This is a genomic window from Pseudomonas fluorescens HK44 (genome assembly GCF_000217955.3).
Taxonomy (GTDB): Bacteria; Pseudomonadota; Gammaproteobacteria; order Pseudomonadales; family Pseudomonadaceae; genus Aquipseudomonas; species Aquipseudomonas fluorescens_AQ.
On the sequence record NZ_AFOY02000012.1, the window covers coordinates 56486 to 81993 of the forward strand.

Below are 25508 nucleotides of genomic sequence, written 5' to 3' on the forward strand. Positions count from 1 at the left end.
TTGCGCAAAAAACGAGCAAGTCTACACCCCTCGACGGGGCAGGACAAAACTCAGCAGAAACAGCGCGGCAGCGGCCACCACAATCGATGGGCCGGCCGGCGTGTCCTTGAACCACGACAGCGCCAGGCCACCGCAGACCGCGAGTATACCGAGCAAACTCGCGCCTAAGGCCATCTGCTCTGGAGAGCGTGCGTGACGTTGTGCCGCAGCCGCCGGGATGATCAGCAAGGAAGTAATCAACAGCACGCCGACGATTTTCATCGCCACCGCGATCACCACCGCAATCAGCAGCATCAAGGTCATGCGCAATGCTGCTACCGGCAGGCCTTCAACCGTGGCCAGTTCTTCGTGCACGGTAATCGCCAGCAATGGCCGCCATAGCGCCACCAACAGCAGCATCACTGCCGCACTGCCACCGAGAATCCACGAAAGATCGGTCGGGCTAATCGCCAACAAGTCGCCGAACAGGTAGGCCATCAGGTCGATCCGCACTTCATGCATGAAGCTTAGTACCACCAGGCCCAGAGAGAGCGTGCTCGGCGCAAGAATCCCCAACAAGGTGTCGGAGGCCAGCGGCTGGCGCTGTTGCAAGGTCACCAGCAACACGGCCAGCAACAGACAGCCGACCGTCACCGCGATGGTCGGGCTGACATCCAGCAGAAAGCCCAACGCCACGCCGAGCAACGCCGCGTGGGACAGGGTGTCGCCGAAATAGGCCATGCGCCGCCAGACCACGAACGATCCCAGCGGACCTGCGACGGCGGCCAGGGCCAGGCCTGCGAGCAGGGCGTACAACAGAAAATCAGCCATGCTTGCAGCCATCTCCATGAACGTGGGTGTGAACGGCCGGTGCCGCGTTGACGACCGAGCCATGCAAGTCGTGGGCGTGGTCGTGATGGTGGTGATAAACCGCCAGGCTCTGCGCGTTCTTGCCGAACAGCTCGACGAACGCCGGGTCGCCGCTGACCTGCTCGGGATGCCCGGAGCAGCAGACGTGGCGATTGAGGCAGACCACCTGATCGGTCGTGCTCATCACCAGATGCAGATCGTGGGAAACCATCAACACCCCGCAACCGTGGCGGTCGCGCAGGCGGGTGATCAAGCTGTAGAGCTCGGCTTGTCCGGCCACATCGACGCCTTGCACGGGCTCGTCGAGCACCAGCAGCTCGGGCTCGCGCAACAGGGCGCGGGCCAGTAATACGCGCTGCATTTCACCGCCGGAAACGCTCTGCACCGGGCTGTCGATCACCTGTTCGGCACCGACCTCCTTGAGTGCCGCCAACGCGCGCGTCCGGTCCACGCCGGGCACCAGGCGCAAGAAGCGCAGTACCGAGAGCGGCAAGGTCGGGTCAACGTGCAGTTTCTGCGGCATGTAGCCGACCCGCAGTTTCGGCTTGCGCCAGACGCTGCCACTGTCGGGCTTGAGCAGGCCGAGTACGGCGCGGACCAGCGTGGTCTTGCCGGCGCCGTTGGGGCCGATCAGGGTGACGATCTGCCTTGGCTCGACGCTCAGTTCGATGTTGTCCAGCACGCTTTGCCCGGCGAAGGTCACCGCAACCTGATTGAGGCGGATTAACGCAGTGCTCATCAAGCCCCCTGGCAACCCGAGCAAAGACCGACCACTTCGACGGTCTGGCCTTCGACCACAAACCCGACTTCGCCGGCGCTGTGGATGATGGTGTCGCTGATGGATTTTTGCTCGAGCTCGATGGCCGCATGGCATTCGCGGCAAATCAGGAACTGGCCCTGGTGAGCGTGCCCCGGATGATTGCAGCCCACGAAGGCGTTGAGCGAGGAAATGCGGTGGACCAGGCCGTTATCCTGCAGGAAATCCAGCGCACGGTAAACAGTCGGCGGCGCGGCGCGGCGGCCATCCTGCTCGCTGAGTACCGCCAGAATGTCGTAGGCGCCCAGCGGCTTGTGGCTTTGCCAGACCAATTCCAGCACCCGCCGACGCAGCGCGGTCAGGCGCAAGCCCTGACGTGCGCAAATGACATCGGCCTCGGACAATGCGCTGTGCACGCAGTGAGAGTGGTCGTGGGGACGGCTGGCTAGCGGTGTTTTAGGCATGAGCGGCGACGAGTTTTGTGAGAGACGTTATTATGTTACCCGTTCTCGCCTACTTGAGTGGTCATCGTGCCCAGACTTTTTGCCATTTTTGTCACATTTACTGCCGGTTTTTTTGCGATCAGCGCCGCTCATGCCGAAGTGAACGTACTGACCAGCATCAAGCCGCTGCAGCTGATTGCTGCTGCGGTGCAGGATGGCGTCGGGGTTCCCGAGGTATTGCTGCCGCCGGGTGCGTCGCCGCATAACTATGCCTTGCGTCCTTCCGACGTACGGAAGGTGCAGTCGGTGGAGCTGCTCTACTGGATCGGCCCGGACATGGAGGGTTTCCTTCCGCGCGTGCTCAAAGGTCGTAGCCTGCCGTCGGTTGCCGTGCAGGAGCTGCCGGGTTTGAAACTGCGGCGCTTCGCCGAAGACAGCCACTCTCACGCAGAAGAGGCCGACGAGCACGATCACGACCACCGCCCTGGCAGTCTCGATGCTCACCTGTGGCTGTCACCGGTCAATGCACGAGTGATCGCGGCAAAAATCGCCACTGACTTGAGTGCTGCGGATCCAGCCAATGCGCCGCGCTATCAGAGCAACCTCAAGGCGTTCGGTGAGCGCCTGGACGCGCTGGATCTGCGCTTGAAAGCGCGCTTGGCGGGCATCGCGGGCAAGCCTTACTTCGTGTTCCATGAAGCGTTCGATTACTTCGAAGACGCCTACGGCCTCAAGCACACCGGTGTGTTCAGCGTCGCCGCAGAAGTTCAGCCAGGCGCCCAGCACGTTGCGACGATGCGCTCGCGCTTGCAGGAAGTCGGCAAGACCTGCGTGTTCAGCGAACCGCCGTTGCGCCCACGCCTGGCCGAGACGCTGGTGGCCGGTTTGCCGGTGAAACTGGCGGAGCTGGATGCGTTGGGCGGCTACACGCCGGCGACGGCTCGTGGCTATGAGCAGGTGTTGGAGAAGTTGGGGAACGATTTGGCCGGGTGTCTGGAGTCGCTTTAACTCCCGAGCGCAGATCCTGTGGCGAGGGGGCTTGCCCCCGTTGGAGCGCGAAGCGCTCCCATGCGATCAAACCGAGCAGCCCCAGTTTGGGGCTGCTTCGCCACCCAACGGGGGCAAGCCCCCTCGCCACGGTTTAAAGGGCGAACGGCAACGGCGTGCTGACGTGCTGACGCTGGGCCAGGCGCTGCTGGAACTCCATCGGATCGTGAATCAGCACGTCCTGCCCGGCAAAGGATTCGGCGGCGATCAAGCGCGACAGCCAGAACCGCACGCAGGCCACCCTCAGCATGGTCGGCCACAACTCGGCCTCGGCGGCGGTGAACGGGCGCAGCGCGGCATAAGCGCCGAGCAATGCCCTCGCCCGCGCGCCGTCAAGCACGCCGTCTTCGTCCGAGCACCAGTCATTCAAGGCAATTGCCACGTCGTAGAGCATCGGGCCTGAGCAGGCGTTGTAGAAGTCGATCAGCCCGGTCAGGTGCGTGCCTTCGAACATCGCGTTGTCGCGGAACAGGTCGGCGTGGATGTTGGCCCGAGGCAGCGCCAGAATTCTGGTTTTTTGCGCAGTGATTTCGTTCAAGGCGCGTTGCAGCAGATTGCTTTGCGCGGCATTCAGGTGCGACAGCAACTGCGTGCCTTCTTCGAGCATCCAGTCGAGGCCGCGATCAGTCTTGCGCTTGATCATGTGATCTTTGGTTGCCAGGTGCAGGTGCCCCAGCAATTCGCCGACTTGCGCGCAATGCTGTGCGTTGGCCTCCTTGATGTGCTTGCCGGCCAGCCGTGGCTGCAGCAGTGCAGGTTTGCCGGCCAATTCGCGCAGGGCGATGCCGTCGGTGGTCCGCAGTGCATAGGGCACCGGCAAGTTGGCGTCGTGCAGCACGTCGAGCAGCTCGATAAAGAACGGCATCTCCTGCACGGGACCGCGCTCAACCAGGGTCAGGACAAACTCCCCCTGCTCCAGGCTGATGAAGAAATTGGTGTTTTCGCTACCCGCGGCAATCCCCTGGAAATCAAGCAGGCGGCCGAGCCCATAAGGGGCGAGAAAGGTTTCCAGCTCGGGCCGAGCCAGGGGGGTGAACACAGACATGGTTAAAAACTGCTCAGTTCGGGCGCCGCTGTTGAGCCAGCGCCGATTAAAGTTAAGAAACTACTTCCACGTAAAAATTTCCCACGCCGGAATCAGCATATTCGGCTGATCCGAGCGGATATAGTTTGCCTCCGTTCCGTCCGCACGTATCAGAAAGTACGGTTTTCCGCCCTTCGGTGTGACCTTGATCGCGTACACAAAGCCGTTCTGACGGTACTCCTGAATGACTTTGTCGCCTTCAGTGTGGATGGTGACTTCCGGTTCCGGCGTCGGTGCATCATTGGCTGCCATGACGGCCAGGGGAGTGAGTGCAAAGAAGCCAGCCAGCAACAGGCGATTGAGTGAGCGCATGATAACCTTGTCCCTTTGTCGTCAACGGTCCCGCTATTCTAGCGCCGGACCCGCCGAAAAGGTTGATCCTGCTCATGAGCCAAGCCCCCCTCGTCCTGGTGGACGGTTCTTCTTACCTGTACCGCGCCTTTCATGCGCTGCCACCGTTGACCACGTCCAAAGGCCTGCCGACCGGCGCGGTCAAGGGCGTGCTGAACATGCTCAAGAGTCTGCGCAAGCAGTACCCGGACAGCCCGTTCGCCGTGGTATTCGACGCCAAGGGCGGGACATTTCGCGATGACCTGTACGCCGAGTACAAAGCCAATCGCCCCAGCATGCCCGATGACATGCGTGTGCAGATCGAGCCATTGCATGCGAGCGTGATCGCCCTGGGCTTTCCGTTGCTGTGTGTCGATGGCGTTGAGGCCGACGACGTGATCGGCACGCTGGCCCGCAGCAGTGCGGCCGCCGACCGTCCGGTGGTGATCTCGACGGGCGACAAGGACATGGCGCAGCTGGTCGACGGGCACATTACCTTGGTCAATACCATGACCGGTAGCGCGATGGATGTGGCTGGCGTGAAGGAGAAATTCGGCGTCGCTCCCGAGCAGATCATCGATTACCTGGCCCTGATGGGCGATTCCTCCGACAACATTCCAGGCGTGCCAGGCATTGGCCCGAAGACGGCGTCTGGCCTGCTGGTGGGTGTGAACGGCGGCCTGACCGAGCTCTATGCGCAGCTCGATATCGTCCCGATGTTGCCGATTCGTGGCGCCAAAACGCTGCCAGCCAAGCTTGAAGAGCACAAGGAGATGGCGTTCCTCTCCTATCAACTGGCGACCATCAAGGTCGACGTGCCGCTGGACATTGGTCTGGACGACTTGCACCTGCGCGAGCCGGACCGTGAAAAGCTCGCCGAGCTCTATACCCTGCTCGAGTTCAAGAGCTGGTTCGAGGAAGTTCAGCGTGATGCCAAGCGAGCGGGCCAGGAAGTGGTCGCGGCGGTTGAAGAAGCCGTAGCCGATAGCGATGGTCCCCACTACACCACGGTCCTCACCCAGGCAGATTTCGACGTCTGGCTGAAGAAGCTGCAAAGCGCCACGCTGTTCGCCTTCGATACCGAAACCACGGGCATCGATGCGCAGCAAGCGCAACTTGTCGGGCTGTCGTTCGCTGTGAAGGCCAACGAAGCAGCCTACATCCCGTTGACCCATTCCTACATGGGCGTGCCGGATCAACTGGATCGCGACACCGTGTTGCGCGCGCTGAAGCCGATTCTGGAAGACCCGAGCAAACTCAAGGTCGGCCAGCACGCCAAGTTCGACATGAACATCCTGGCCAACTGCGCCATCGGTGGTGATCAGAGCTGCGGCATCATGGTGCAAGGCATCGCCTTCGACACCATGCTCGAGTCCTACGTGCTGGATTCGACCGCGACCCGTCACGACATGGACAGCCTGGCGCTCAAGTATTTGGGCTACACCACCACCAGCTTCCAGGACATCGCGGGCAAGGGCGTCAAGCAACTGACCTTCGATCAGATTTCGCTGGAGCTGGCCGGGCCATACGCCGCCGAAGACGCCGACGTGACGCTGCGTCTGCATCAGACCTTGCATGAAAAACTCGACGCCATTCCAAGCCTGAGCAAAGTCCTCAGCGAAATCGAGATGCCGCTGGTGCCAGTGTTGGCACGTATCGAGCGCCAGGGCGCGTTGGTCGACGCCAACCTGCTGGGCATCCAGAGCGTTGAACTGGGCGATAAGCTGGTCGCGCTGGAGCGTGAGGCGTTCGCCATTGCCGGTGAGGAGTTCAACCTCGGCTCTCCGAAGCAATTGGGCGTGATCCTCTACGAAAAACTCGGGCTGCCGATTCTCAGCAAAACCGCCAAGGGCCAGGCTTCGACCGCCGAAGCGGTGCTGGCGGAACTGGCCGAGCAGGATTACCCGCTGCCCAAGGTATTGATGCAGTACCGCTCCTTGAGCAAGCTGAAAAGCACCTACACCGACCGTCTGCCAGAGCAGATCAACCCGCGCACCGGGCGGATTCATACGTCCTACCATCAAGCAGTGGCAGCGACCGGTCGCTTGTCTTCCAGCGATCCAAACCTGCAGAACATTCCGATTCGTACCGCCGAAGGTCGACGGATTCGTCAGGCGTTCATTGCCCCCAAAGGCTACAAGCTGCTGGCGGCGGACTATTCGCAGATCGAGCTGCGGATCATGGCCCACCTGGCCAAGGACGAAGGACTGTTGCACGCCTTCCGCAATGATCTGGACGTGCACAAAGCCACCGCTGCCGAGGTATTCGGGGTTGAGCTGGCGGACGTCACCACCGATCAGCGGCGCAGCGCCAAGGCGATTAACTTCGGCCTGATCTACGGCATGAGCGCATTTGGCCTGGCCAAGCAGATCGGTGTCGATCGTAAACAGTCCCAAGCCTATATCGACCGTTATTTTGCCCGCTATCCAGGTGTGCTCGAGTACATGGAGCGCACCCGCGCTCAGGCGGCTGAGCAGGGTTTCGTCGAAACCATATTCGGTCGTCGCCTGTACCTGCCGGACATCAACGCGAAAAATCCGGCCCTGCGCAAAGGCGCCGAGCGCACGGCGATCAACGCGCCGATGCAAGGCACTGCGGCGGATATCATCAAGAAGGCCATGGTGGCGGTGGATAACTGGCTGATGACGTCAGGTCTGGACGCCAAAGTAATTCTGCAGGTGCACGATGAATTGGTGCTTGAGGTTCGCGAAGACCTGGTCGACCAGGTTCGCGAAGAAATTCGCGTACACATGAGCGGTGCAGCGACCCTGGATGTGCCACTTTTGGTGGAAGTCGGCGTCGGGAACAATTGGGATGAGGCGCATTAAGCCGGTTTGAGGTGCTTTTTTTTTCGGGGATAGCGCCGTGGCGTGGTGTCGCGGCAAGTCGCTGGCGAAGGGCCATTAGTTCGAAAAGGTCTTTGGGTTATTCCCAATAGGTTTTGAAATTGATCGGAACTAAATCTGTGAACCGCCACTCAGAGTTACTGAATGGGTGGTGAAGCCCTTCGATGCTCCTATGTTGTGTTAAGTGTTGGCAGATATCTGGACCCCGCCCTAGCGGTCCGGAACTTAGACCCCGAATTTCTCTCTCCCCATACGAAATTCGGGGTTTTTTTTGCCCGAAAACTGCCTGCGCGTCGCTCATGCTGCGTTAAAAACAGGCTCGCAATGCTCATTTAGGGCCCTAAACTCCGCTTGCTCGCCTGTTTTTGCCTTGCCTGAGCGCCGCGCAGACAGCATGCGCCTTACTCTGCGGCCGTCTCGGTGCCCTTGTCGGCCAGCTCCATCCAGTTCGCCAATACAGTGTAGGCCTCTTCGAGGCCCAGGCGTTTTGGCGCCGAGAACAGCTGGATGGTCACGGTTTCGCCCCAGCCTTTGCGGATTTCCGCTTGAACTTTGAGCAAGGTGTTCTTCGCTGCGCCATAGGTCAGTTTGTCGGCCTTGGTCAGCAGAATGTGCATCGGCATGCCGCTGGCCACGGCCCAGTCGAGCATCAGCAGGTCGAAGTCGGTCATTGGATGACGGATGTCCATCATCAGAATCAACCCCTTCAGGCTCTCGCGGCTGCCCAGATAGGCTTCCAGGTGGCGCTGCCAGTGTTGCTTCAGCGGGATGGGTACTTTTGCGTAACCGTAACCCGGCAGGTCGACCAGACGGCGTTCATCGTCTAGCTTGAAGAAGTTCAAGAGTTGCGTGCGACCTGGCGTTTTCGAGGTGCGCGCCAGGCTGGCGTGAGTCAAGGTGTTCAGGGCGCTGGATTTGCCGGCGTTGGAACGCCCGGCGAAGGCCACTTCAAAGCCTTCGTCGTCAGGACATTGGTCGACTTTGGCGGCGCTGAGCATGAAGGTGGACTGTTGGCACAGGCCGAGGATGGGGTTCTTGAGTTGCATGGGATTTCCGATGTGGGCGGTGCCGAGATTGGTCGCAAAGAGCAGCGTCGTTTCCGTTTCAGTGACGCCAGTATATAATGCCGCAGATTTTGTGTGCGCTTTGTCCCGGCGTAGGATGAAGTTCACGAGAGCGATTGACCTTGATTGCGCACTAGAACGCACCACGCTCTCAACCCTGAAAAGGTCGTTTTATGACGAAATGGCTGCTAGCTGCCGGTGTCTTGATGCCGCTTTACAGCGCTCAGGCTACACAGGATCCGGAAGCTGTGTACAACCGTGTTTGTGGAGCCTGTCATTCCGGCCAACTCCCAACGGCGCCTCAAAAGGGCGATAAGGAAGCTTGGGCGCCGAGACTGGCGCAAGGTATGGAGACGCTGGTGCAACACGTGACCCAGGGTTTCAAGGCGATGCCGCCGCGTGGTTTGTGCATGGACTGCAGTGCCGAGGATTACCGAGCAATCATCCAGTGGATGAGCGAGTGATCCCGGTCCATAACTCTTTAACCCTTAGCCGTAGTTGGATTAGCTGATGAACAAATTGATCGTGAGTCTGCTGTTGACCCTGGGGATCTCCGGCATAGCCCATGCTGCAGGCGATGCGACTGCTGGTCAGGCGAAAGCCGCAGTATGTGGCGCCTGTCATGGCCCGGATGGCAATAGCATGGCGCCAAACTTTCCAAAGCTGGCAGGTCAGGGTGAGCGTTACCTGAACAAGCAACTGCACGACATCAAGTCGGGCAAGCGCACCGTTCTGGAGATGACCGGCCTGCTGACCAACCTGAGCGATCAGGACCTGGCCGACCTCGCTGCCTACTTCGCCAGCCAGAAAGGCAGCGTCGGCGCCGCAGATCCCAAAGTCGTGGCTCACGGTGAAGAGTTGTTCCGTGGCGGCAAACTGGACCAGGGCATGCCGTCTTGCACCGGTTGCCACTCGCCTAACGGTGCGGGTAACGCCGCTGCTGCCTTCCCGCATCTGGGCGGCCAGCACGCTCAATACATCGCCAAGCAGCTGACTGATTTCCGTGAAGGTAACCGTACCAATGACGGCGACACGAAAATCATGCAAAGCATTGCTGCAAAATTGAGCAACAAGGACATCGAAGCGGTGTCCAGCTACATTCAGGGCCTGCACTAAGGCCTGTACGAAAACTCGCCGAGCGGCGATCAGGCAAGGCAAAAACAGGTGAGGAACGGCTGGGGTCGCACGCGACTTTAGGCCCCTAAATGAGCATTCCGAGCCTGTTTTTAACGCTGCCTGGTCGACGCGCAGGCAGTTTTCGTACAGAGCCTAAGGCCGGTTGAGCGGGCGTTGCGCAGGGTGTTGATCTTGCGCAATGTTAACGCTCGATTAATCCTTCGATGCAAACATAAAAAGGGTGGCTTAGGCCGCCCTTTTTTGTGGCCGCTGCCGTTACACTAGAGCACTAATGCCCGCCATGATCTGTCAGAAAGCAGGTCGCGCGAGGCGACCCAATTTGTTCAGGAGTAAAGCATGCGTAATCTGATTCTCAGCGCCGCACTCGTCACTGCCAGCCTGTTTGGTATGACCGCCCAAGCTGCCGAACCGCTTGAAGCCGGTAAACAATATGTTGAATTGGGCAGCGCCGTTCCGGTGGCTGTGCCTGGCAAGATCGAAGTCGTGGAACTGTTCTGGTATGGCTGCCCGCACTGCTATGCATTCGAGCCGACCATCAATCCCTGGGTTGAAAAGCTGCCTGCCGATGTGAACTTCGTACGAATTCCGGCCATGTTCGGCGGTATCTGGAACGTTCACGGCCAGCTGTACATCACCCTGGAAGCGATGGGCGTGGAACACAAGGTCCACAAAGCCGTCTTCGAAGCGATCCACGGTGGCAAGAAGCTCGCTACCCCGGAAGAAATGGCTGAGTTCCTGGCCGGCGAAGGCGTCAACAAGGAGACGTTCCTGAGCACCTACAACTCGTTCGCCGTCAAAGGCAAAGTTGAAGATGCCAAGAAAAAGGCTCAGGCCTATCAGATCTCTGGCGTACCGACCATGGTCGTGAACGGCAAATACCGCTTCGATCTGGGCACTGCCGGTGGTCCTGAAGGCACCTTGAGTGTCGCCGATCAATTGATCGCCAAGGAGCGCGCCGCTAAGTAAGCGGCGCCCGCCATGCGCCGCTGGGGTACTGAACGTCTCGTTGGTCTGCATGATCCTCAGGTCAACGAGCATCATCTGGAGTCCTCGGGCTTGCCCGCAGACAGCCGTCTGCGCTTGCTCAGTTTCAACATCCAGGTTGGTATCAGTACCGAGCGTTATCGGCATTACCTGACCCGTAGCTGGCAGCATTTGCTGCCGCACACCGGGCGAGCGGATAACCTGCAAAAAATCGGCAATCTGCTGGGCGACTACGATCTGGTCGCTTTGCAGGAGGCCGATGGCGGCAGCCTTCGGTCGGGCTACATCAATCAAGTCGAACACTTGGCCCAGCTCGGCGCCTTCCCCTACTGGTATCAACAACTCAATCGCAACCTGGGACGCCTCGCTCAGCACAGCAATGGCGTGCTCAGTCGATTGCGCCCATGGGCGATTGAAGATCATCCACTTCCCGGGCCCAAGGGGCGTGGTGCGATTCTTGTGCGGTTCGGCGAGGGGGCGGATGCGCTGGTGGTCGTCATGATGCACCTCGCGCTGGGCGCGCGCGTGCGGACGATGCAGTTGGCCTACATTCGCGAGCTGATCGGCGACTACAAACATCAAGTGCTGATGGGTGACATGAACACCCACGCCAGTGATCTGCTGCAAACCTCTCCTCTGCGAGACCTGGGTCTGCTCGCGCCGCAAGTCGAAGCGACCTTCCCCAGTTGGCGCCCGCAACGCTGTCTTGACCATATTCTGCTCAGCCCTACGCTGATCCTCGAACGGGTCGAAGTGCTGGCGCAACCGATTTCCGATCACCTGCCCGTCGCGGTAGAGATTCGTCTGCCGGGTTCGCTCACGGTCGATGCATTGCCCGCGTTGAGTCCTGCCCTTCGCGGAACCCCTGAATGAGCGACGAAGCACAGCGCTGGAAAGAGAAATACTTCAAAAGTATCGAACAACAGGAAAAGCTCGAGCGTCGCTGGGATGCCCGCCTCGACTTGCTGCGTCGCGGTTTGGTGCGCAGTACGCTGGCGGCTGAGGGCACCGACCGTGCGGTTGACCAGTGCATGAAGGAAATGCGCGAAGTCATCCGCACCAACGATATGGATGCAGGGTTGGCAGCATTGCTGCCACGCCTGGAAAAAGCGGTGCTCGACTCCGAGCAGCGACGCGAGACCCGGGTCGATCAGATCAACACTGCGTTGACCGCGCTGGTCATTCAGCTCCAGGCCTTGCCGTTGCCGCGCGAGATCAGCCGCCCGCTCAAGACCTTTGCCAAGAAGCTCGACGGACGGGTCAGCCAGGCACGTGAAATTCCCCTGTTGCTCGGTGAGCTCAGTGGACTGCAAGGTCAGGCGCTGAGCCAGCTGGAAAACCCTGCCGAGCCAAGCCGCCCAGGTTTGCTGCAGCGCTTGTTTGGCGGTAGAGACACGGATGCTCAGGTTTCAGACGCCGGTGCGCTACAACACCACGCGCCTGCTTCGAGTTCTGTTGAGCAAGCGTCGGCACCTGCTGCAGAGGCGACAGCCGAGCTGGCGCATAAATTTCTGGCGCCGTTGCCGATCCGGGTTATTACTCCCGCTGTGCAGGAAGCCCCGGCACCCACCATGCAAGTGCCGCACGCTGTGATTGTAGAGCCGGAGCCGGTGGCCACTCAGTCGCTGGAAGAAACCAGGCCATCACCTGAGGTGGTGGCTTTTGTTCCTCCAGTGCTGGCCGTCGAAGCTGAGTGTGCCAAAGCGCTGGTAGCGGAACAGGATCTACCGGATGTGGATACGCCGGAAGAACCGCAGATACCCCCGGCACCCGACCCGGTGACGGCTGCTGATTCAATGGCGATCAATCCCGACGAGCTGACGTCCGACGTCCCTCGAGCGGGGGATGACGCTTCGCCGTTAATCGATAGCGTTCCTGCCCCGCCGGTGATAGCAGAAACCTTGATCGCTCCGGACCCGGAGCAACGTGAGCAGGATGTTCTTTACGTGCTGCCCGACTCGCCGGAACCGTCCTACAGGTCGGTGGCCAGGCACATCGAGAGCACATTGCTGGGGCTACTGAACGATTTGTCGCTGCCCGAGCGCCACCGACCGCAAGCTGAGGTGATGCGCGACCGGCTGCAAAATGGCTTGAATTGGTATGAACTGCTGCCGATCCTTGATGATCTGGCGGTATTGATGCTGGCGATCACTGACAGTGGTCAGCATGAGTTCGAGGTTTACCTCAAGCAACTCAATGAGCGATTGGAATCCTTTCAAAGCAACCTGCAAGCCGCCAGCGAGGGTCATGCCGACAATCGCTCTGCGGCGAGGGAGATGGACACGCAGATCCGTGAGCAGGTCGATGGCTTGCAGAGCAGCATGCAGGATGCCGCCGATCTGGAGGGCCTCAAGCATGTGCTGGAGAACCATCTGGAAGGGTTGCTTGGCACTATGGATCAGCACCAGAAACAACGCGACGAGCGTGAGCAGGAAGTCGCGGCACGCCTGCAAGGTTTGGCCGAGCGAGTCGCGAGCATGGAGCAGGAGGCTCAGGGTTACCGCGAACACCTGGAAGAGCAACGCCAGAAAGCCTTGGTCGATCCGCTGACCGGTTTACCGAACCGGGCAGCCTGGAGCGAGCGTCTGGAGCATGAGATTGCCCAGTGGCAGCAACACGGCAACTCGCTGTTGCTGGCGATGCTCGATCTCGATCATTTCAAGCGCATCAATGATAGCTACGGCCACCTGGCCGGCGACAAAGTGTTGAAGATCATCGCCAGCGTGCTGTGCAAGCGCCTGCGCGGTACGGACTTCATTGCCCGTTTCGGTGGTGAGGAGTTTGTCTTGCTGGTGCCCAACACCCCTTTGGTGGTCGGCGCCAGGTTGGCAGAAACCCTGCGCGCGGCTATTGAAGCCTGCCCGTTTCATTTCAAAGGTGAGCGTGTGACGATCACGGTCTCCATGGGAATGACGGCGTTCAAAGCGGGAGAGCATAGTGATCTTGTGCTGAAAAGAGCCGATCAGGCGCTTTACCGGGCGAAAAATGCCGGCCGAAACCGAGTGGAGCTGGGCTGACGATAAGTGATCCATCGGGTTAAATGCCAGGCTTTGCCGGCCCAGAAGAAGGCAGTACGTTACACTGTTGCATTACTATCTCAGCGTATTGCCCAGATCATGAAATCGATTCCTCTGCTTTTGGTACTTCTGGTCCTGGCGGGTTGCGCCAGCGGTCCTCGAATCGACACCCGCCATCCTTCGGCGAATTACGACGGTCGCGTGCAGTTTATCGTGGTGCATTACACCACTGCCTCGCAGGAGCGTTCGTTGGCGCTGTTGACTCATGGCGAGGTCAGCAGCCATTACCTGGTTGGCGATGACAAGAACGCGACTATTTTCAAGCTGGTGGATGAAAGCCATCGGGCCTGGCATGCCGGGGAAAGCGAGTGGCAGGGCCGGACCTGGCTGAACTCAAGCTCGATTGGCATCGAAATCGTCAATCCGGGTTTTCGCGATACACCTGCCGGGCGCGTCTGGTATCCCTACAGCGAGGCGCAGGTTCAGTCTTTGATCTTCCTGATCAAGGACATCAGCAAGCGCAACAACATCAGCCCGCGAAACATCATTGGCCATAGCGACATCGCGCCGCTGCGCAAGCTTGACCCGGGGCCGTTGTTCCCGTGGAAGCGTCTGGCCGACGAAGGGCTGGTGGTCTGGCCCGATGCCCAGGCCGTAGCGCGTCAGCAAGCATTATTCGAAGCACAACTGCCGAGCATCACCTGGTTTCAGGAAGAGCTCGCGCGTTTGGGCTATGCAACGCCGCAGACCGGTGAGCTGGATGTGACTACCCGGCATGTGCTGGCCGCTTTCCAGATGCACTATCGACCTTCACGGTTTGACGGTACGCCAGACGCGCAAAGCGCTGCGATTCTGCAAGTGCTCAACGAGACAAAATAATGACGCCCGCCCGACGGTCAGGGCTATTTTCAAATCAGTAGCTATAACTCATTGGTAATCCTTCGGATATTCAATGATGGCAGCCGCTGGCGAGACCCTGCGCAGTTGGTTCTATCGCCCTTGGTCTTTGGCGATGCTAGCGGCTGCGCTGAGTGCGGCTTTGCTCTTGGCCGGTAGCCTGGGCGTGGCGTTGCGGCAGGTCCAGCAACGCGAAAGCGAACAGATGAACGCTCAGGGCGAACGCTTTCTGGAGCGTCTGGAGCAACTGTTCGGTCAACTGCGCGAAGGCCTGGATGACCTGGAAGCGCAGCCGTTGCGTAGCTGCGACACGGACATGATCGCGACCTTGCAGCAGGTCAGTTTCAATTACCGCTTCGTGTATGAGGCGGCCTATATCGACGCCACGCAATTGTGCTCGAGTCGACCGCGGCAGGATGGGCTTTCGGCAATCCGACCACCGGACATCAAAGGGCCGACCTACAGTTATTGGCTCAACACCTCGACCGAGCCCGATGAAGACCGTGCAGCGCTGATGTTGGGACGCGGTAATTTTCGCGTTGCTACCTCCCGAGGGCATTTGACCGACATGGTTGATCTGACACCCGGCAGCAGCCTGTTGGTAGTGGTCGATCATGGCACTCGGGCGATCCCGGTTCTCGGCACGCCACAAGCCTGGCCACTCAGCGATCCTTGGTCGTCCTTCAGCAGTGAACCGTTGCAGGTGACGAAAACCCGGCTGATCTATCGCATGCCGACCAACAATCCCGAGTATCAGTTGGTGTTGATCAGCCCACGAACCGCACCACACCTGCCCACGCTGTGGTGGTGGCTGGTGCCGGCAAGCCTGGTGCTGGGCTTGAGCATTGGCGGTTTGGTGTTTCTGCTGGCTCGCCAGCGGCAATCGTTGGGTGGTGAGTTGCAGGGAGCCCTCAAGCGTGGCGAGTTACAGGTCCTGTATCAGCCGATCTTCGATCTCAAGAGCCGTCACTGTGTCGGTGCCGAAGCCTTATTGCGCTGGCGTCGGCCGGACGGCACGCTGACCAGTCCGGACCTGTTCATTCCCATGGCGGAAGACTCCGGGCAGATCCGTCAGATCACTGACTTTGTGTTGCAGCGATTGCTTGAACAGCTCGGTAAGTTACTTCGCGCCAACCCGCAGTTGTATATTTCGGTCAACCTGGCCGCTTGCGACGTTATGGTGCCGCGGGTCGGCCAGGTCATGGCACGCTTGCTGGCCACGCACCGGGTCGCTGCGCGGCAGATCGCGTTTGAGGTGACCGAGCGCGGGTTGATCGATGTGGTGGTCGCGCGGGAGAACCTGCAAGCCTTGCGCGATGCCGGGCATCAAGTGTTGATCGACGACTTTGGCACCGGTTATTGCAGCCTGGCTTACCTGCAAACCCTGCCGGTGGACTACCTGAAAATCGACAAGGCCTTCATTGATGCGCTGGGCCACGACGCCGCCAGCAGCGGCGTGGCGCCTCATATCATTCGCATGGCGCATGCCTTGCAGCTCAAGGTGATTGCCGAAGGTATCGAACATGAAGCCCAGGCCGCGTTGCTGAGGAGCGAAGGGGTAAATTACGGCCAAGGCTGGTTGTTCGCCCATGCCTTGACCGCGAGGCAGTTCATTGAACTGATCACCCGAGGTCGTCGGTTGGCGGCACGGCGGCTGGATGACGAAGCGTGATCGCCCGTTAGAGTGGCAGTGCCATGTAGAACTGGGTGCCTTGCCCCGGTCTGGAATACACGCCCATGCGGCCGCCATGCAGTTGCACGATCTCCTTGCACAGTGCCAGGCCGAGCCCGGCACCGCCCTTCTTGCGCCCAACCTGAACGAAGGGTTCGAAAATCCGCCCCTGCTGGCCGTAAGCGATGCCTTCGCCATTGTCCTCAACGCTGACGATCACCCGTTCGCCGTGCCGGCGAGCCTGCAAGCGTATCTGCCCATTGTGGCTGGTATGGCGCAGCGCATTGTCGATCAGGTTGTCCAGCACCCGGTCGAGTTGCGCCTGATCGGCCTGCAGTCGCGGGAGTGGTGTGTGCACTTCCACCAGCAACTCGATGCTTTGCTCATTAGCCCGCTCGGCGAAACGCCCCTGTGCCTGCTCCAGCAGGTCATCGATGTTGCACGGCGCCAGGGTGAGTTTTTGTAGACCATTCTGATAGCGCGAGAAATTCAGCAGGTCGTTGATCAACTGCATCAAACGCTGCATTTCCTCATTCACCGTGTTCAACAGGTCGGCTTCGCGAGAGTCCTCGGCAAAGTGCGTGCGCTCGCGGAACAGGCCGAAGGCCATGTGCATGCCGGTGACCGGCGTACGCAGCTCATGGGAGGCACGCAGTACGAACTCACTGCGTACCCGTTCAAAGGCCCGTTGCTCGGTGACATCGTGCAGCACCATGACGGCGCCGAGGATATGCCCCTGGGGATGAATGACCGGTGTCAGGCTGTAGGTCAACAGCCGCGACTCGCCATCGACTTCGATGCTCAGGTCTTCAGGCGCACGCTCCAGTGTTCCGCCGCGCAGTACCGTTTGTAGTTGCTCATCGAGCTCCGGCCGTTGGAGCGCGGTGCCCAGGCCTTGGCCGAGGCGGCCTTCGTCCCAGCCCAACTGACGCTGTGCGACCGGGTTAAGGTGCTCCAGTTGGCCCTGACGATCAATCATCAGCAAACCGTCATCGATGCTGTCGAGCACGGCTTGCAAGCGTTGCTGACCCGCGAGCAGTTCATCGACATTGGTTGCCTGATGCTCACGCAAGGCTTCGGCCATGATCCCGAAGCGCCGGGTGAGCTGGGTCAGCTCCACCGCCGGGGAAATCGGCAGGGTGACATCGAAGTTACCCTGGCCGATGTTATCCGCGGCCTTGGCCAGTGCCTCGATCGGCTCACCAATGCGCCGGGCGATGCCGTGAGCGGTGATGAAGCCGATAGCCAGTACTGCCAACCCGACCAATCCAAGCAAACCGGCAATCAGCAGCGCATGTTCGTGGGCATTGCGCTGAGTGTCGTTGATGTTGTCCAGTGCCTGTTTGTGTTCGGCGATCAGGCCGTTGCGCAGCACGTTGAACTTTTCGGTGAGGTCCCGATTGCCAGCGAGCTTGCCGGAAGGTTCCTGCGTGAGGCTGAAGGCTTTGAGAAAGGACAGGTAGTCCGTGCGGGCCTGCTTGAAACCGTGATGTTCGCCATTGAAACTGTTTTCGTGCTCGATGCCTTGATCCAGCAGCTCGAAGTAGCGCCGTTCAGAGGTTTCCAGTGCCTCAAGGTCGGGCTTTATGCTGAGCATGTTGATCAACTGATCGTCCAGGGTCTGGCGCAGCTTGAGCTCCAGGTCCAGGGTGATGAAGTTGTCGCGGATCAGCGCTTCCTGGCTACTGGCTATCTGCATCACGCTGACCAGCCCGAGTCCCAGGCCGAGCAGCGCCACGGTGATCAGTGCCGAGATACTCAGAAACAGCCGTGTGCGCAACTTCATCGCGAGCTTCATAAGGTGCTGCTCACAGGTTGTACTGTTTGCGTTTGCGGTACAGCGTCGAGGCGTCGATACCCAGGGTCTTGGCCGCTTGATCAAGGGTGTCGGCGCTGGCGAGTACCGCGCCGATGTGGGCTTTCTCCAATTCATCCAGGCTTAGCGCCGCACCGATTCTGGGGGTGTTGGTGGTGGTTTGCTCGGCCATGCCCAAATGGCTGATCTCGACTCGCTCCTGTGGGCAAATGATGCTTGCTCGCTCGACCACATTACGCAGCTCGCGAATGTTGCCTGGCCAGCGATAGCCGAGCAGCGCCTCGCGTGCTTCGTCGCTGAAGACACGAGCCGGTCGCGCGTATTCCTTGACGAAACGTGCCAGGAAGCGGTCGGCCAGGGCCAGGATGTCTTCGGCGCGTTCGCGCAGTGGCGGCAGGTGCAAGGTGATGACGTTCAGCCGGTAGAGCAGGTCTTCGCGGAAACGACCGTCGCGAACCATGTCTTCAAGATTGAGGTTGGTGGCGGCGAGGATTCGCACATCGGCGCGACGGGTCACCGGGTCACCGACCCTTTCGTATTCCTTGTCCTGAATGAAGCGCAGCAGTTTGGGCTGCAAGGTCAGCGGGAAGTCGCCGATCTCATCAAGAAACAATGTGCCTGCGTCGGCCTGATTGACGCGGCCCAGGGTACTTTCGCTAGCACCGGTAAACGCCCCGCGGCTGTGGCCAAAGAGTTCGCTTTCCATCAGCTCGGTTGTCAAGGATGGGCAGTTGATGGTGATGAAGGATTTTTTCGCGCGTTTGCTCCAGCCGTGAATGGTCCGGGCCAGTTCGCCTTTACCGGTACCGGATTCGCCGAGTATCAGAACGTTGGCGTCGGTGCTGGCGACCTGGCGGGCGGTTTCCAGTACGACTTTCATCGCCGGACTGTGGGAATCCAGACCTTCGTTGGGCTTGCGGACTTCACCTTCGAGGGCTTCAAGGCGTGCCGAGAGCTGGCGTACTTCCAGTTGTTTGGCGGTGGCCAGGCGCAATTGGTCGGGGCTGCAAGGTTTGACCAGGTAGTCGGCGGCGCCGGCCTGGATCGCATCGACGGCGGTGTCCACGGCAGAGTGTGCGGTGACGATCACTACGCGCATCCAGGGCGCCTGCACACGCATTTGCGCCAAGACGTCGAGACCGTTGTCTTCGCCCAGACGCAGGTCAAGGAAGCACAGATCGAAGACTTGTCGTTGCAACAAGGCGTCGGCCTGGGCTGCGCTGTTGGCGGTGGCAACGGTATAGCCTTCGTCTTCCAGGCAGTAGCGAAAGGTGCGCAGGATGGCGGATTCATCATCTACCAGCAAAATGCGGCCTTGATGCTCGTTGGCTGATTCCATTTTTCCTACGCTCCTTAAATGAATGCTCTTAATTTAGTCTCGGAAAAATCGGGCAAGTTGCATGGTTGATTCTGGGCGCTTCTAGTCAGAATGGGCTAGCTGTCTGTTCGAAATGCTAATAACTGTATGATTTTAATCACATTTATTTTAACGGCGCCGGGCATGGCGTTTTCCCGCCTCTTTTTCTGACATCCGTACCCCTTCATACATTCCAAAAAATTTCGATTTCCTGCAAATCGATCGTGCATCCTGCACGATCCTCTGCAGGCCATCGTGCAGGATGCGTCCGAGTGCTTTTTGTTAATAAAAATATCTATTTGATTTTATTGAGTTTATTTCAGTGCGGAAGCTGGCATGCAGGCTGCAACGGTCTGGTTAAGCCGGGGGCATTCAAGAAGGCGCGCCCCCTGACCAATAACCACCAGTGTGGGAGGAGTTTCAGGATGAATCGCCAACGTGCCGCCCAATTGCGTATCTCGCCACTGTCTATCCAGCAAGGAATGTTTGCCGTGTTTGCCTTGTTGATCACCTTGATCGGCGGCCAGCAGTTCTTGCGCTGGGAACAAAGCCAGCAGCCAGAGGCAGCGATTGCGCCGACTTATCACTTGACCCAAACCCATTTCAGCGCAGTGGGCAGTCGGCCTGCTGATGCAGCCTCAATGAGAATGATGAGTGTGGACCCGGCCGAACCTGGTGCCGTGACGCTGCGTCAGGACCGTTGGGTGTTCTAGGTCACTGGCTTGGCGCGATGTTCATGTGCCGGGAATAGCTGCACCTCTAAATAGAAGCGTAAGGAGAATCACCATGTTGAGCTGGGCAATTACATTTTTGATTATTGCCATTGTCGCTGCCGTACTGGGCTTCGGTGGTATCGCGGGCACCGCCACGGGTATCGCCAAGATTCTCTTTGTCGTGTTCCTGGTGATGTTTGTTGCTTCGTTCATCTTTGGCCGTCGTGGTCGAGGCTGATCATGGGCATTGGCTTGAAGACAGACCCGAACGGGTACCGGGTTTGAAAAACCGAAGGAGGCCAGCAATACCTCTTTCCTCTGCGCCCACCCGAGGAGGGTGCGCGCATGGCCAAGGGGCCGGGACGTTCTGATTGCTTCAGGATCGGAGTGACCTACGGGTACAGGGAGTGCCCGCGCAAGGGCCGGGTCAGGACAAGCAGCGCCGCGTATTTGACCGTCATTCATGACGTGACAAGTCTGCGGCGCGCTTATATGTGCAAAGTGCTGCCCTAGAGCGGCCAGCCGATTTTTTTTGTTGCGCCTGCCAGCAAACAGCCATCGGCGTTCTTCACAAAGCATTTAGTAGTGTTTAGGGCGACCGTATATCGAGAAATTTGGCGCTGATTTTCGCTCACGTTTCACTACGGCTCGTAGGATTTTTCTCTGGTTTTACCCCCTGATTCGCAGCTCAAAAAACCTCCAATCTCCTCTACGATGGCCGGTTCACGGCACTTATGCCTGCCGAAATGTCGTATTCGAACCGGTTGGGACTGCGGTTTGGTTTGAAAAATCTCATGCCGATTCGGCATGGGGTAGGCGTTTACGGCATTAGACGTCGCTCCCGTGCATCGGAATAGTTGCGCCTTTTTTATCTGCCAGAGAGCCGTAATTACGCGCTCCGGGCGACCTTATCCGGGGGCAGATGCACAGACTTTTCCGCCATTGGGCGTTCCAGTTTGTGCATCTTCCCGAGTCCATTTATAAGAAAAGGGTAATGATATGAAGAAGGCAAAGCTGAGCCTCGCCTGGCAGATCCTCATCGGTCTGGTACTGGGCATTGCAATTGGTGCGTTGCTCAACCACTTCAGTGCGGAAAAAGCCTGGTGGATCAGTAACGTCCTGCAACCGGCGGGCGATATCTTTATCCGTCTGATCAAGATGATCGTGATCCCTATCGTGATCTCCTCGCTGGTCGTCGGCATTGCCGGTGTGGGCGATGCGAAGAAGCTCGGACGCATCGGTCTCAAGACCATCGTTTACTTCGAAATCGTCACCACCATCGCCATTCTGGTTGGCCTGGTGCTGGCCAACGTGTTCCACCCGGGTTCCGGCATCGACATGAGCACCCTGGGCACTGTGGATATTTCCAAGTACCAGGCGACCGCGGCCGAGGTTCAGCATGAACACGCGTTCATCGAAACCATCCTCAACCTGATTCCATCGAACATCTTTGCCGCCATGGCGCGTGGCGAGATGCTGCCGATCATCTTCTTCTCGGTGTTGTTCGGTCTCGGTCTGTCGAGCCTGCAATCGGACCTGCGCGAGCCGCTGGTGAAGATGTTCCAGGGCGTCTCGGAAAGTATGTTCAAGGTCACTCACATGATCATGAACTACGCCCCGATCGGCGTGTTCGCACTGATCGCAGTGACCGTTGCCAACTTCGGTTTCGCGTCCCTGCTGCCGCTGGCCAAACTGGTGATCCTGGTTTACGTCGCCATCCTGTTCTTCGCCTTCGTGGTGCTGGGGCTGGTTGCTCGCCTGTTCGGTTTCTCGGTGATCAAGCTGATGCGCATCTTCAAGGATGAGCTGGTGCTGGCCTACTCCACCGCGAGCTCCGAAACCGTGTTGCCGCGCGTGATCGAGAAGATGGAAGCCTACGGTGCACCGAAAGCCATTTGCAGCTTCGTGGTGCCGACCGGTTACTCGTTCAACCTCGACGGCTCGACCCTGTACCAGAGCATCGCGGCGATCTTCATTGCCCAGCTGTACGGTATCGACCTGTCGATCAGCCAGCAGTTGCTGTTGGTACTGACCCTGATGGTCACCTCCAAAGGTATCGCCGGTGTGCCGGGCGTGTCGTTCGTGGTCCTGTTGGCAACGCTGGGCAGCGTAGGAATTCCATTGGAAGGCCTGGCGTTCATCGCCGGTGTCGACCGCATCATGGATATGGCCCGTACCGCACTGAACGTGATCGGCAACGCCCTGGCCGTATTGGTCATCTCCCGTTGGGAAGGCATGTACGACGACGCTAAAGGCCAGCGCTACTGGAACTCCCTGCCGCACTGGCGCAGCAAAGAGAAGCTGCCGGCTGGCGAGACTTCCAGCAACTGACAGTACCCTCTGTAGGAGCAAGGCTTGCCCGCGATGCAGGCGCCACGGTGTAGCAGATACACCGCGTCATCGTTCATCGCGGGCAAGCCATGCTCCCACAAGTAGAGCCAAACAAACCCCGGAGAAATCCGGGGTTTGTCGTTTCTGCCCACCCCGCTATCATTCGCGCATCTTCTGGGGGATTTGACTGATGCTCAATGGCCTGTGGCTTGGCTTTTTCATCGTGGCGGCCGTTTCGGCACTCGCGCAGTGGCTGATCGGCGGCAATGCCGGGATCTTCGCGACGATGGTGGAAAGCATCTTTGCCATGGCCAAACTGTCGGTCGACGTGATGGTGTTGCTGTTCGGCACCCTGACCCTGTGGCTGGGTTTTCTGCGAATCGCCGAAAAGGCCGGGATCGTCGACTGGCTGGCCAAGGCGCTCGGCCCGCTGTTCCTGCGCCTGATGCCCGAAGTGCCGGCGGGGCATCCGGCCATCGGCCTGATCACCCTCAACTTTGCTGCCAACACCCTGGGGCTCGACAATGCCGCTACGCCGATTGGTCTCAAGGCGATGCGTGCGTTGCAGGAGCTCAACCCCAGCACTACGGTCGCGAGCAATGCCCAAATCCTGTTCCTGGTGCTTAACGCCTCGTCCCTGACCCTGCTGCCCGTGACTATCTTCATGTACCGCGCCCAGCAAGGTGCAGCCGACCCGACACTGGTGTTCCTGCCGATTTTGCTGGCGACCAGTTGTTCAACCATCGTCGGCCTGCTGTCGGTGGCATTCATGCAGCGCCTTCGGCTGTGGGACCCGGTGGTGCTGGCTTACCTGATTCCGGGGGCGCTGGTACTGGGTGGGTTCATGGCGCTGTTGACGGCGCTCTCAGCCACTGCTCTGGCGAGCCTGTCGTCGATCCTCGGTAACCTGACAATGTTCGGGTTGATCATGCTGTTTCTGGTGATTGGCGCGCTGCGCAAGGTCAAGGTCTACGAAGCATTCGTCGAAGGTGCCAAAGAAGGCTTTGATGTCGCCAAGAACCTGCTGCCGTATCTGGTCGCGATGCTCTGTGCAGTGGGCGTATTGCGAGCGTCCGGGGCGCTGGACTTCGGTCTGGACGGGATTCGCCATCTGGTGCAATGGGCTGGATGGGACACGCGTTTCGTCGATGCCCTGCCGACCGCGATGGTCAAACCGTTCTCCGGCAGCGCCGCACGGGCGATGCTGATCGAAACCATGAAAACCCAAGGTGTCGACAGCTTTCCGGCGCTGGTGGCAGCGACTATTCAGGGCAGTACCGAAACCACCTTCTATGTGCTGGCGGTGTACTTCGGCGCGGTGAGCATTCAGCGTGCGCGGCATGCCGTGGGTTGCGCACTGCTGGCGGAACTCGCCGGGGTGCTGGGGGCGATCGGGGTTTGCTACTGGTTCTTCGGGTAGTCCGCTATCTCTGTGGCGAGGGAGCTTGCTCCCGCTGGGTCGCGTAGCGGCCCTAAAACCTGTGATTACATTCGGTCTGGCACACCGTGCCCAAAGGTTTGCGACTGCTTCGCCCGAGCGCGGACCGGCCGGCGGGAGCAAGCTCCCTCGCCACGGGTACGGTGCTGGCTCAGGGTTTCATGGTCGCGGTCTTCTGCCCCTGCTCTACCGTCCACGCAATCACCTGCGCCGTGAGCGTGTCACTGGCCTGACCAAACCCGGTCACCACTGCAGGCACTTTTACATCGCTTAATGACTGGCGCACTTCGAAGCGGCGGCTGGCGAGGATCCGCTGATCATTGCCACGCACCAGTAACGCATCCAGGCTAATGACCACTTGCGCGGTGTTGCCTTGATATTCCGTCTGGAACGCTTGCAGGTTCCCGCTCAGTTCCAGATCCGTCTGCAAGTTGCTGTCGTCGGTGCTGAGCCGCTGTACGCGGCCGTCCTGGGCAAACCCGGCGAGCAGCCGATTACGCAGCAGGATCGGCGTAGGATCGCTCCAGCGCGAAGCCTTGTAGCTGCTGATCAGATCGCCTTGAGGGATTACGGCGATTTTTGCACTGTTGAGCACGTCGCTTGCCTGGGGTTTAGACAGCCGCAGCGACCAAGGCACCGAGTTGGCGTGCGTCGATGCCGCGGCGTTCGGCGCGGCAGGCAGACGGTAGACATCCTGGGGGTCAGCCTTGGGTAAAATCGAGCAGGCACTGGTCAGCGCGATACTTGCCAACAGCGCGTAGTGCGCAAAGGCGCGGTAGACAGGTTTCATGGCGTGAACTCCTTATCCTTGTCGCCGCCCAGCAAGTAACCGCTGGGGTTGGAATCCAGGCGACGAGAGATGGCGCGTAACGAACTCAGGGTGTCGCGTAACTCACGTATGGCCGGGGCCAGACTGTTGAGCCCCTGCATGCCATTATTCAGCGCATCCTGATTGTCGGTCAGCAAGCTGTTGATGGTCGCGCTGCTCTGCTCCAGCGACTTCATGGCTTGCTCGGCACTGCCGAACATCTGTTTGCCTTGATCGTTGAGCATGCCGTTGGCGTTACGCATCAATGCAGAAGTCTGCTCAAGGGTGGCGCTGGCCTGTTTGCCTACCGAGGCCAGTTGTTGCATGGCCTGGCTAAGATCCCCGCGCTGCTCGGCAATGCTTCCGGTGGTTTGCTTCAGGCTCTCAAGGGTATTGCTCAGGCGGTCGACGTTTTCCGGCGACATCATCTGGTTGGCGCTATGCAGCAACAGGTTAACGCTGCTCATCAGGTCATCGCTGTTGTTCAGCAAGCGTGAGATGGGCGAAGGCGAAGCAACAATCTCCGGCAAATTACCGTTCTTGCCGCGCAGCTCGGGGCTCTGCGGCGTACCCCCGCTGAGCTGGATGATCGAGGTACCGGTAATCCCGGTCAGCGCCAGTTTCGCCTGGGTGTCTTCCTTGATCGGGGTTTCGCCGCCCAGACGAATCCGTGCCAGTACCCGGCGTGGGTCTTTTGGGTCGAGGCGCAAACTCACTACATCGCCGACCTTGATCCCGCTGTACTGCACTGCACTGCCTTTGGACAGACCGCTGACCGCCTCGTTGAAGACGACTTCATAATCCTTGAACTCGCTGTCGATGCTGGACTTGGCCAGCCACAGGCCGAACAGTAATGCACCGGCCACCACCAATACGGTGAACAGGCCGATCAATACATGGTGGGCTCGGGTTTCCATG

At 59.4% G+C, this 25508-nt stretch carries 23 protein-coding genes; 13 read left to right on the forward strand and 10 right to left on the reverse strand.

What is annotated here, in order from left to right:
• Positions 1-21 precede the first annotated feature (21 nt).
• From znuB to HK44_RS11785, 3 genes are read right to left on the reverse strand one after another with little or no spacing between them, the layout of a single operon-like run.
• Positions 22-810 carry a zinc ABC transporter permease subunit ZnuB gene (znuB, locus tag HK44_RS11775; RefSeq protein ID WP_019694475.1) on the reverse strand — a complete coding sequence of 263 codons (789 nt, stop codon included), beginning with the start codon at positions 808-810 and terminating at the stop codon, positions 22-24.
• Entirely contained in the window at positions 803-1588 is a 786-nt protein-coding gene (znuC, locus tag HK44_RS11780) for a zinc ABC transporter ATP-binding protein ZnuC (protein WP_019694476.1), read from the reverse strand. Before znuC ends, znuB begins: the two co-directional genes overlap by 8 nt.
• A complete protein-coding gene (locus tag HK44_RS11785) occupies positions 1588-2070 on the reverse strand; it encodes a Fur family transcriptional regulator (protein ID WP_019694477.1) in 483 nt (160 codons plus the stop codon). Before HK44_RS11785 ends, znuC begins: the two co-directional genes overlap by 1 nt.
• A 57-nt stretch (positions 2071-2127) precedes the next feature.
• On the opposite strand from HK44_RS11785, the gene HK44_RS11790 reads away from it, so the two are divergent.
• Positions 2128-3057 (forward strand): zinc ABC transporter substrate-binding protein, encoded by a 930-nt coding sequence (locus HK44_RS11790; protein WP_019694478.1) that lies wholly within the window; start codon positions 2128-2130, stop codon positions 3055-3057.
• 133 nt (positions 3058-3190) lie between these two features.
• Here the strand turns inward: HK44_RS11790 and HK44_RS11795 are convergent, their stop codons facing one another.
• Both HK44_RS11795 and HK44_RS11800 read right to left on the reverse strand, forming a co-directional pair.
• Entirely contained in the window at positions 3191-4141 is a 951-nt protein-coding gene (locus HK44_RS11795) for a homoserine kinase (RefSeq protein WP_019694479.1), read from the reverse strand.
• A 60-nt stretch (positions 4142-4201) separates the two neighbouring features.
• A complete protein-coding gene (locus HK44_RS11800; protein WP_019694480.1) occupies positions 4202-4492 on the reverse strand; it encodes a DUF2782 domain-containing protein in 291 nt (96 codons plus the stop codon).
• Between the two features lie 74 nt (positions 4493-4566).
• Here HK44_RS11800 and polA point away from each other — a divergent pair, with 74 nt between their 5' ends.
• Complete coding sequence (polA, locus tag HK44_RS11805) at positions 4567-7338, forward strand: DNA polymerase I (protein WP_019694481.1); 2772 nt, start codon at positions 4567-4569, stop codon at positions 7336-7338.
• 419 nt (positions 7339-7757) lie between these two features.
• Here the strand turns inward: polA and yihA are convergent, their stop codons facing one another.
• The gene (gene yihA, locus HK44_RS11810) at positions 7758-8402 is read right to left on the reverse strand and encodes a ribosome biogenesis GTP-binding protein YihA/YsxC (RefSeq protein WP_019694482.1); all 645 of its coding nucleotides are present in this window, start codon (positions 8400-8402) and stop codon (positions 7758-7760) included.
• A 191-nt stretch (positions 8403-8593) separates the two neighbouring features.
• Between yihA and HK44_RS11815 the strand changes: the two genes are divergently transcribed.
• From HK44_RS11815 to HK44_RS11845, 7 genes are all read left to right on the forward strand, one after another.
• Complete coding sequence (locus tag HK44_RS11815) at positions 8594-8884, forward strand: c-type cytochrome (protein WP_019694483.1); 291 nt, start codon at positions 8594-8596, stop codon at positions 8882-8884.
• A 46-nt stretch (positions 8885-8930) separates the two neighbouring features.
• Positions 8931-9536, forward strand: coding sequence for a c-type cytochrome (locus HK44_RS11820; RefSeq protein ID WP_019694484.1), 606 nt, complete (start codon positions 8931-8933; stop codon positions 9534-9536).
• A gap of 357 nt (positions 9537-9893) precedes the next feature.
• Positions 9894-10523 carry a thiol:disulfide interchange protein DsbA/DsbL gene (locus tag HK44_RS11825; protein ID WP_019694485.1) on the forward strand — a complete coding sequence of 210 codons (630 nt, stop codon included), beginning with the start codon at positions 9894-9896 and terminating at the stop codon, positions 10521-10523.
• 12 nt (positions 10524-10535) lie between these two features.
• Positions 10536-11414 (forward strand): endonuclease/exonuclease/phosphatase family protein, encoded by an 879-nt coding sequence (locus tag HK44_RS11830; protein ID WP_019694486.1) that lies wholly within the window; start codon positions 10536-10538, stop codon positions 11412-11414.
• Positions 11411-13558: a GGDEF domain-containing protein gene (locus HK44_RS11835; protein ID WP_019694487.1), complete on the forward strand. Its 2148-nt coding sequence runs from the start codon at positions 11411-11413 to the stop codon at positions 13556-13558. Before HK44_RS11830 ends, HK44_RS11835 begins: the two co-directional genes overlap by 4 nt.
• A gap of 99 nt (positions 13559-13657) precedes the next feature.
• Positions 13658-14437, forward strand: a complete 780-nt coding sequence (locus HK44_RS11840) for an N-acetylmuramoyl-L-alanine amidase (RefSeq protein WP_019694488.1) — start codon at positions 13658-13660, stop codon at positions 14435-14437.
• 73 nt (positions 14438-14510) lie between these two features.
• Positions 14511-16127, forward strand: coding sequence for an EAL domain-containing protein (locus tag HK44_RS11845; RefSeq protein ID WP_019694489.1), 1617 nt, complete (start codon positions 14511-14513; stop codon positions 16125-16127).
• Positions 16128-16134: 7 nt separating this feature from the next.
• Here the strand turns inward: HK44_RS11845 and HK44_RS11850 are convergent, their stop codons facing one another.
• Together HK44_RS11850 and algB are read right to left on the reverse strand one after the other, a co-directional pair.
• Positions 16135-17925, reverse strand: coding sequence for an ATP-binding protein (locus HK44_RS11850; protein ID WP_019694490.1), 1791 nt, complete (start codon positions 17923-17925; stop codon positions 16135-16137).
• Positions 17926-17935: 10 nt separating this feature from the next.
• Entirely contained in the window at positions 17936-19282 is a 1347-nt protein-coding gene (gene algB / locus HK44_RS11855; RefSeq protein ID WP_019694491.1) for a sigma-54-dependent response regulator transcription factor AlgB, read from the reverse strand.
• Between the two features lie 443 nt (positions 19283-19725).
• On the opposite strand from algB, the gene HK44_RS11860 reads away from it, so the two are divergent.
• From HK44_RS11860 to HK44_RS11875, 4 genes are all read left to right on the forward strand, one after another.
• Positions 19726-20013, forward strand: coding sequence for a hypothetical protein (locus HK44_RS11860; RefSeq protein WP_019694492.1), 288 nt, complete (start codon positions 19726-19728; stop codon positions 20011-20013).
• Positions 20014-20086: 73 nt separating this feature from the next.
• On the forward strand, positions 20087-20251 hold the full coding sequence (locus tag HK44_RS11865) for a DUF1328 domain-containing protein (protein WP_019694493.1): 165 nt from the start codon (positions 20087-20089) through the stop codon (positions 20249-20251).
• A gap of 761 nt (positions 20252-21012) precedes the next feature.
• A complete protein-coding gene (gene gltP, locus HK44_RS11870) occupies positions 21013-22344 on the forward strand; it encodes a glutamate/aspartate:proton symporter GltP (RefSeq protein WP_019694494.1) in 1332 nt (443 codons plus the stop codon).
• A gap of 190 nt (positions 22345-22534) precedes the next feature.
• The gene (locus HK44_RS11875; RefSeq protein WP_019694495.1) at positions 22535-23764 is read left to right on the forward strand and encodes a nucleoside recognition domain-containing protein; all 1230 of its coding nucleotides are present in this window, start codon (positions 22535-22537) and stop codon (positions 23762-23764) included.
• Positions 23765-23933: 169 nt separating this feature from the next.
• Here HK44_RS11875 and HK44_RS11880 read toward each other — a convergent pair whose 3' ends face one another.
• Together HK44_RS11880 and HK44_RS11885 are read right to left on the reverse strand one after the other, a co-directional pair.
• Positions 23934-24572 carry an ABC-type transport auxiliary lipoprotein family protein gene (locus HK44_RS11880; RefSeq protein WP_019694496.1) on the reverse strand — a complete coding sequence of 213 codons (639 nt, stop codon included), beginning with the start codon at positions 24570-24572 and terminating at the stop codon, positions 23934-23936.
• Entirely contained in the window at positions 24569-25507 is a 939-nt protein-coding gene (locus HK44_RS11885; RefSeq protein WP_019694497.1) for an MlaD family protein, read from the reverse strand. Before HK44_RS11885 ends, HK44_RS11880 begins: the two co-directional genes overlap by 4 nt.
• Position 25508: the final 1 nt, after the last annotated feature.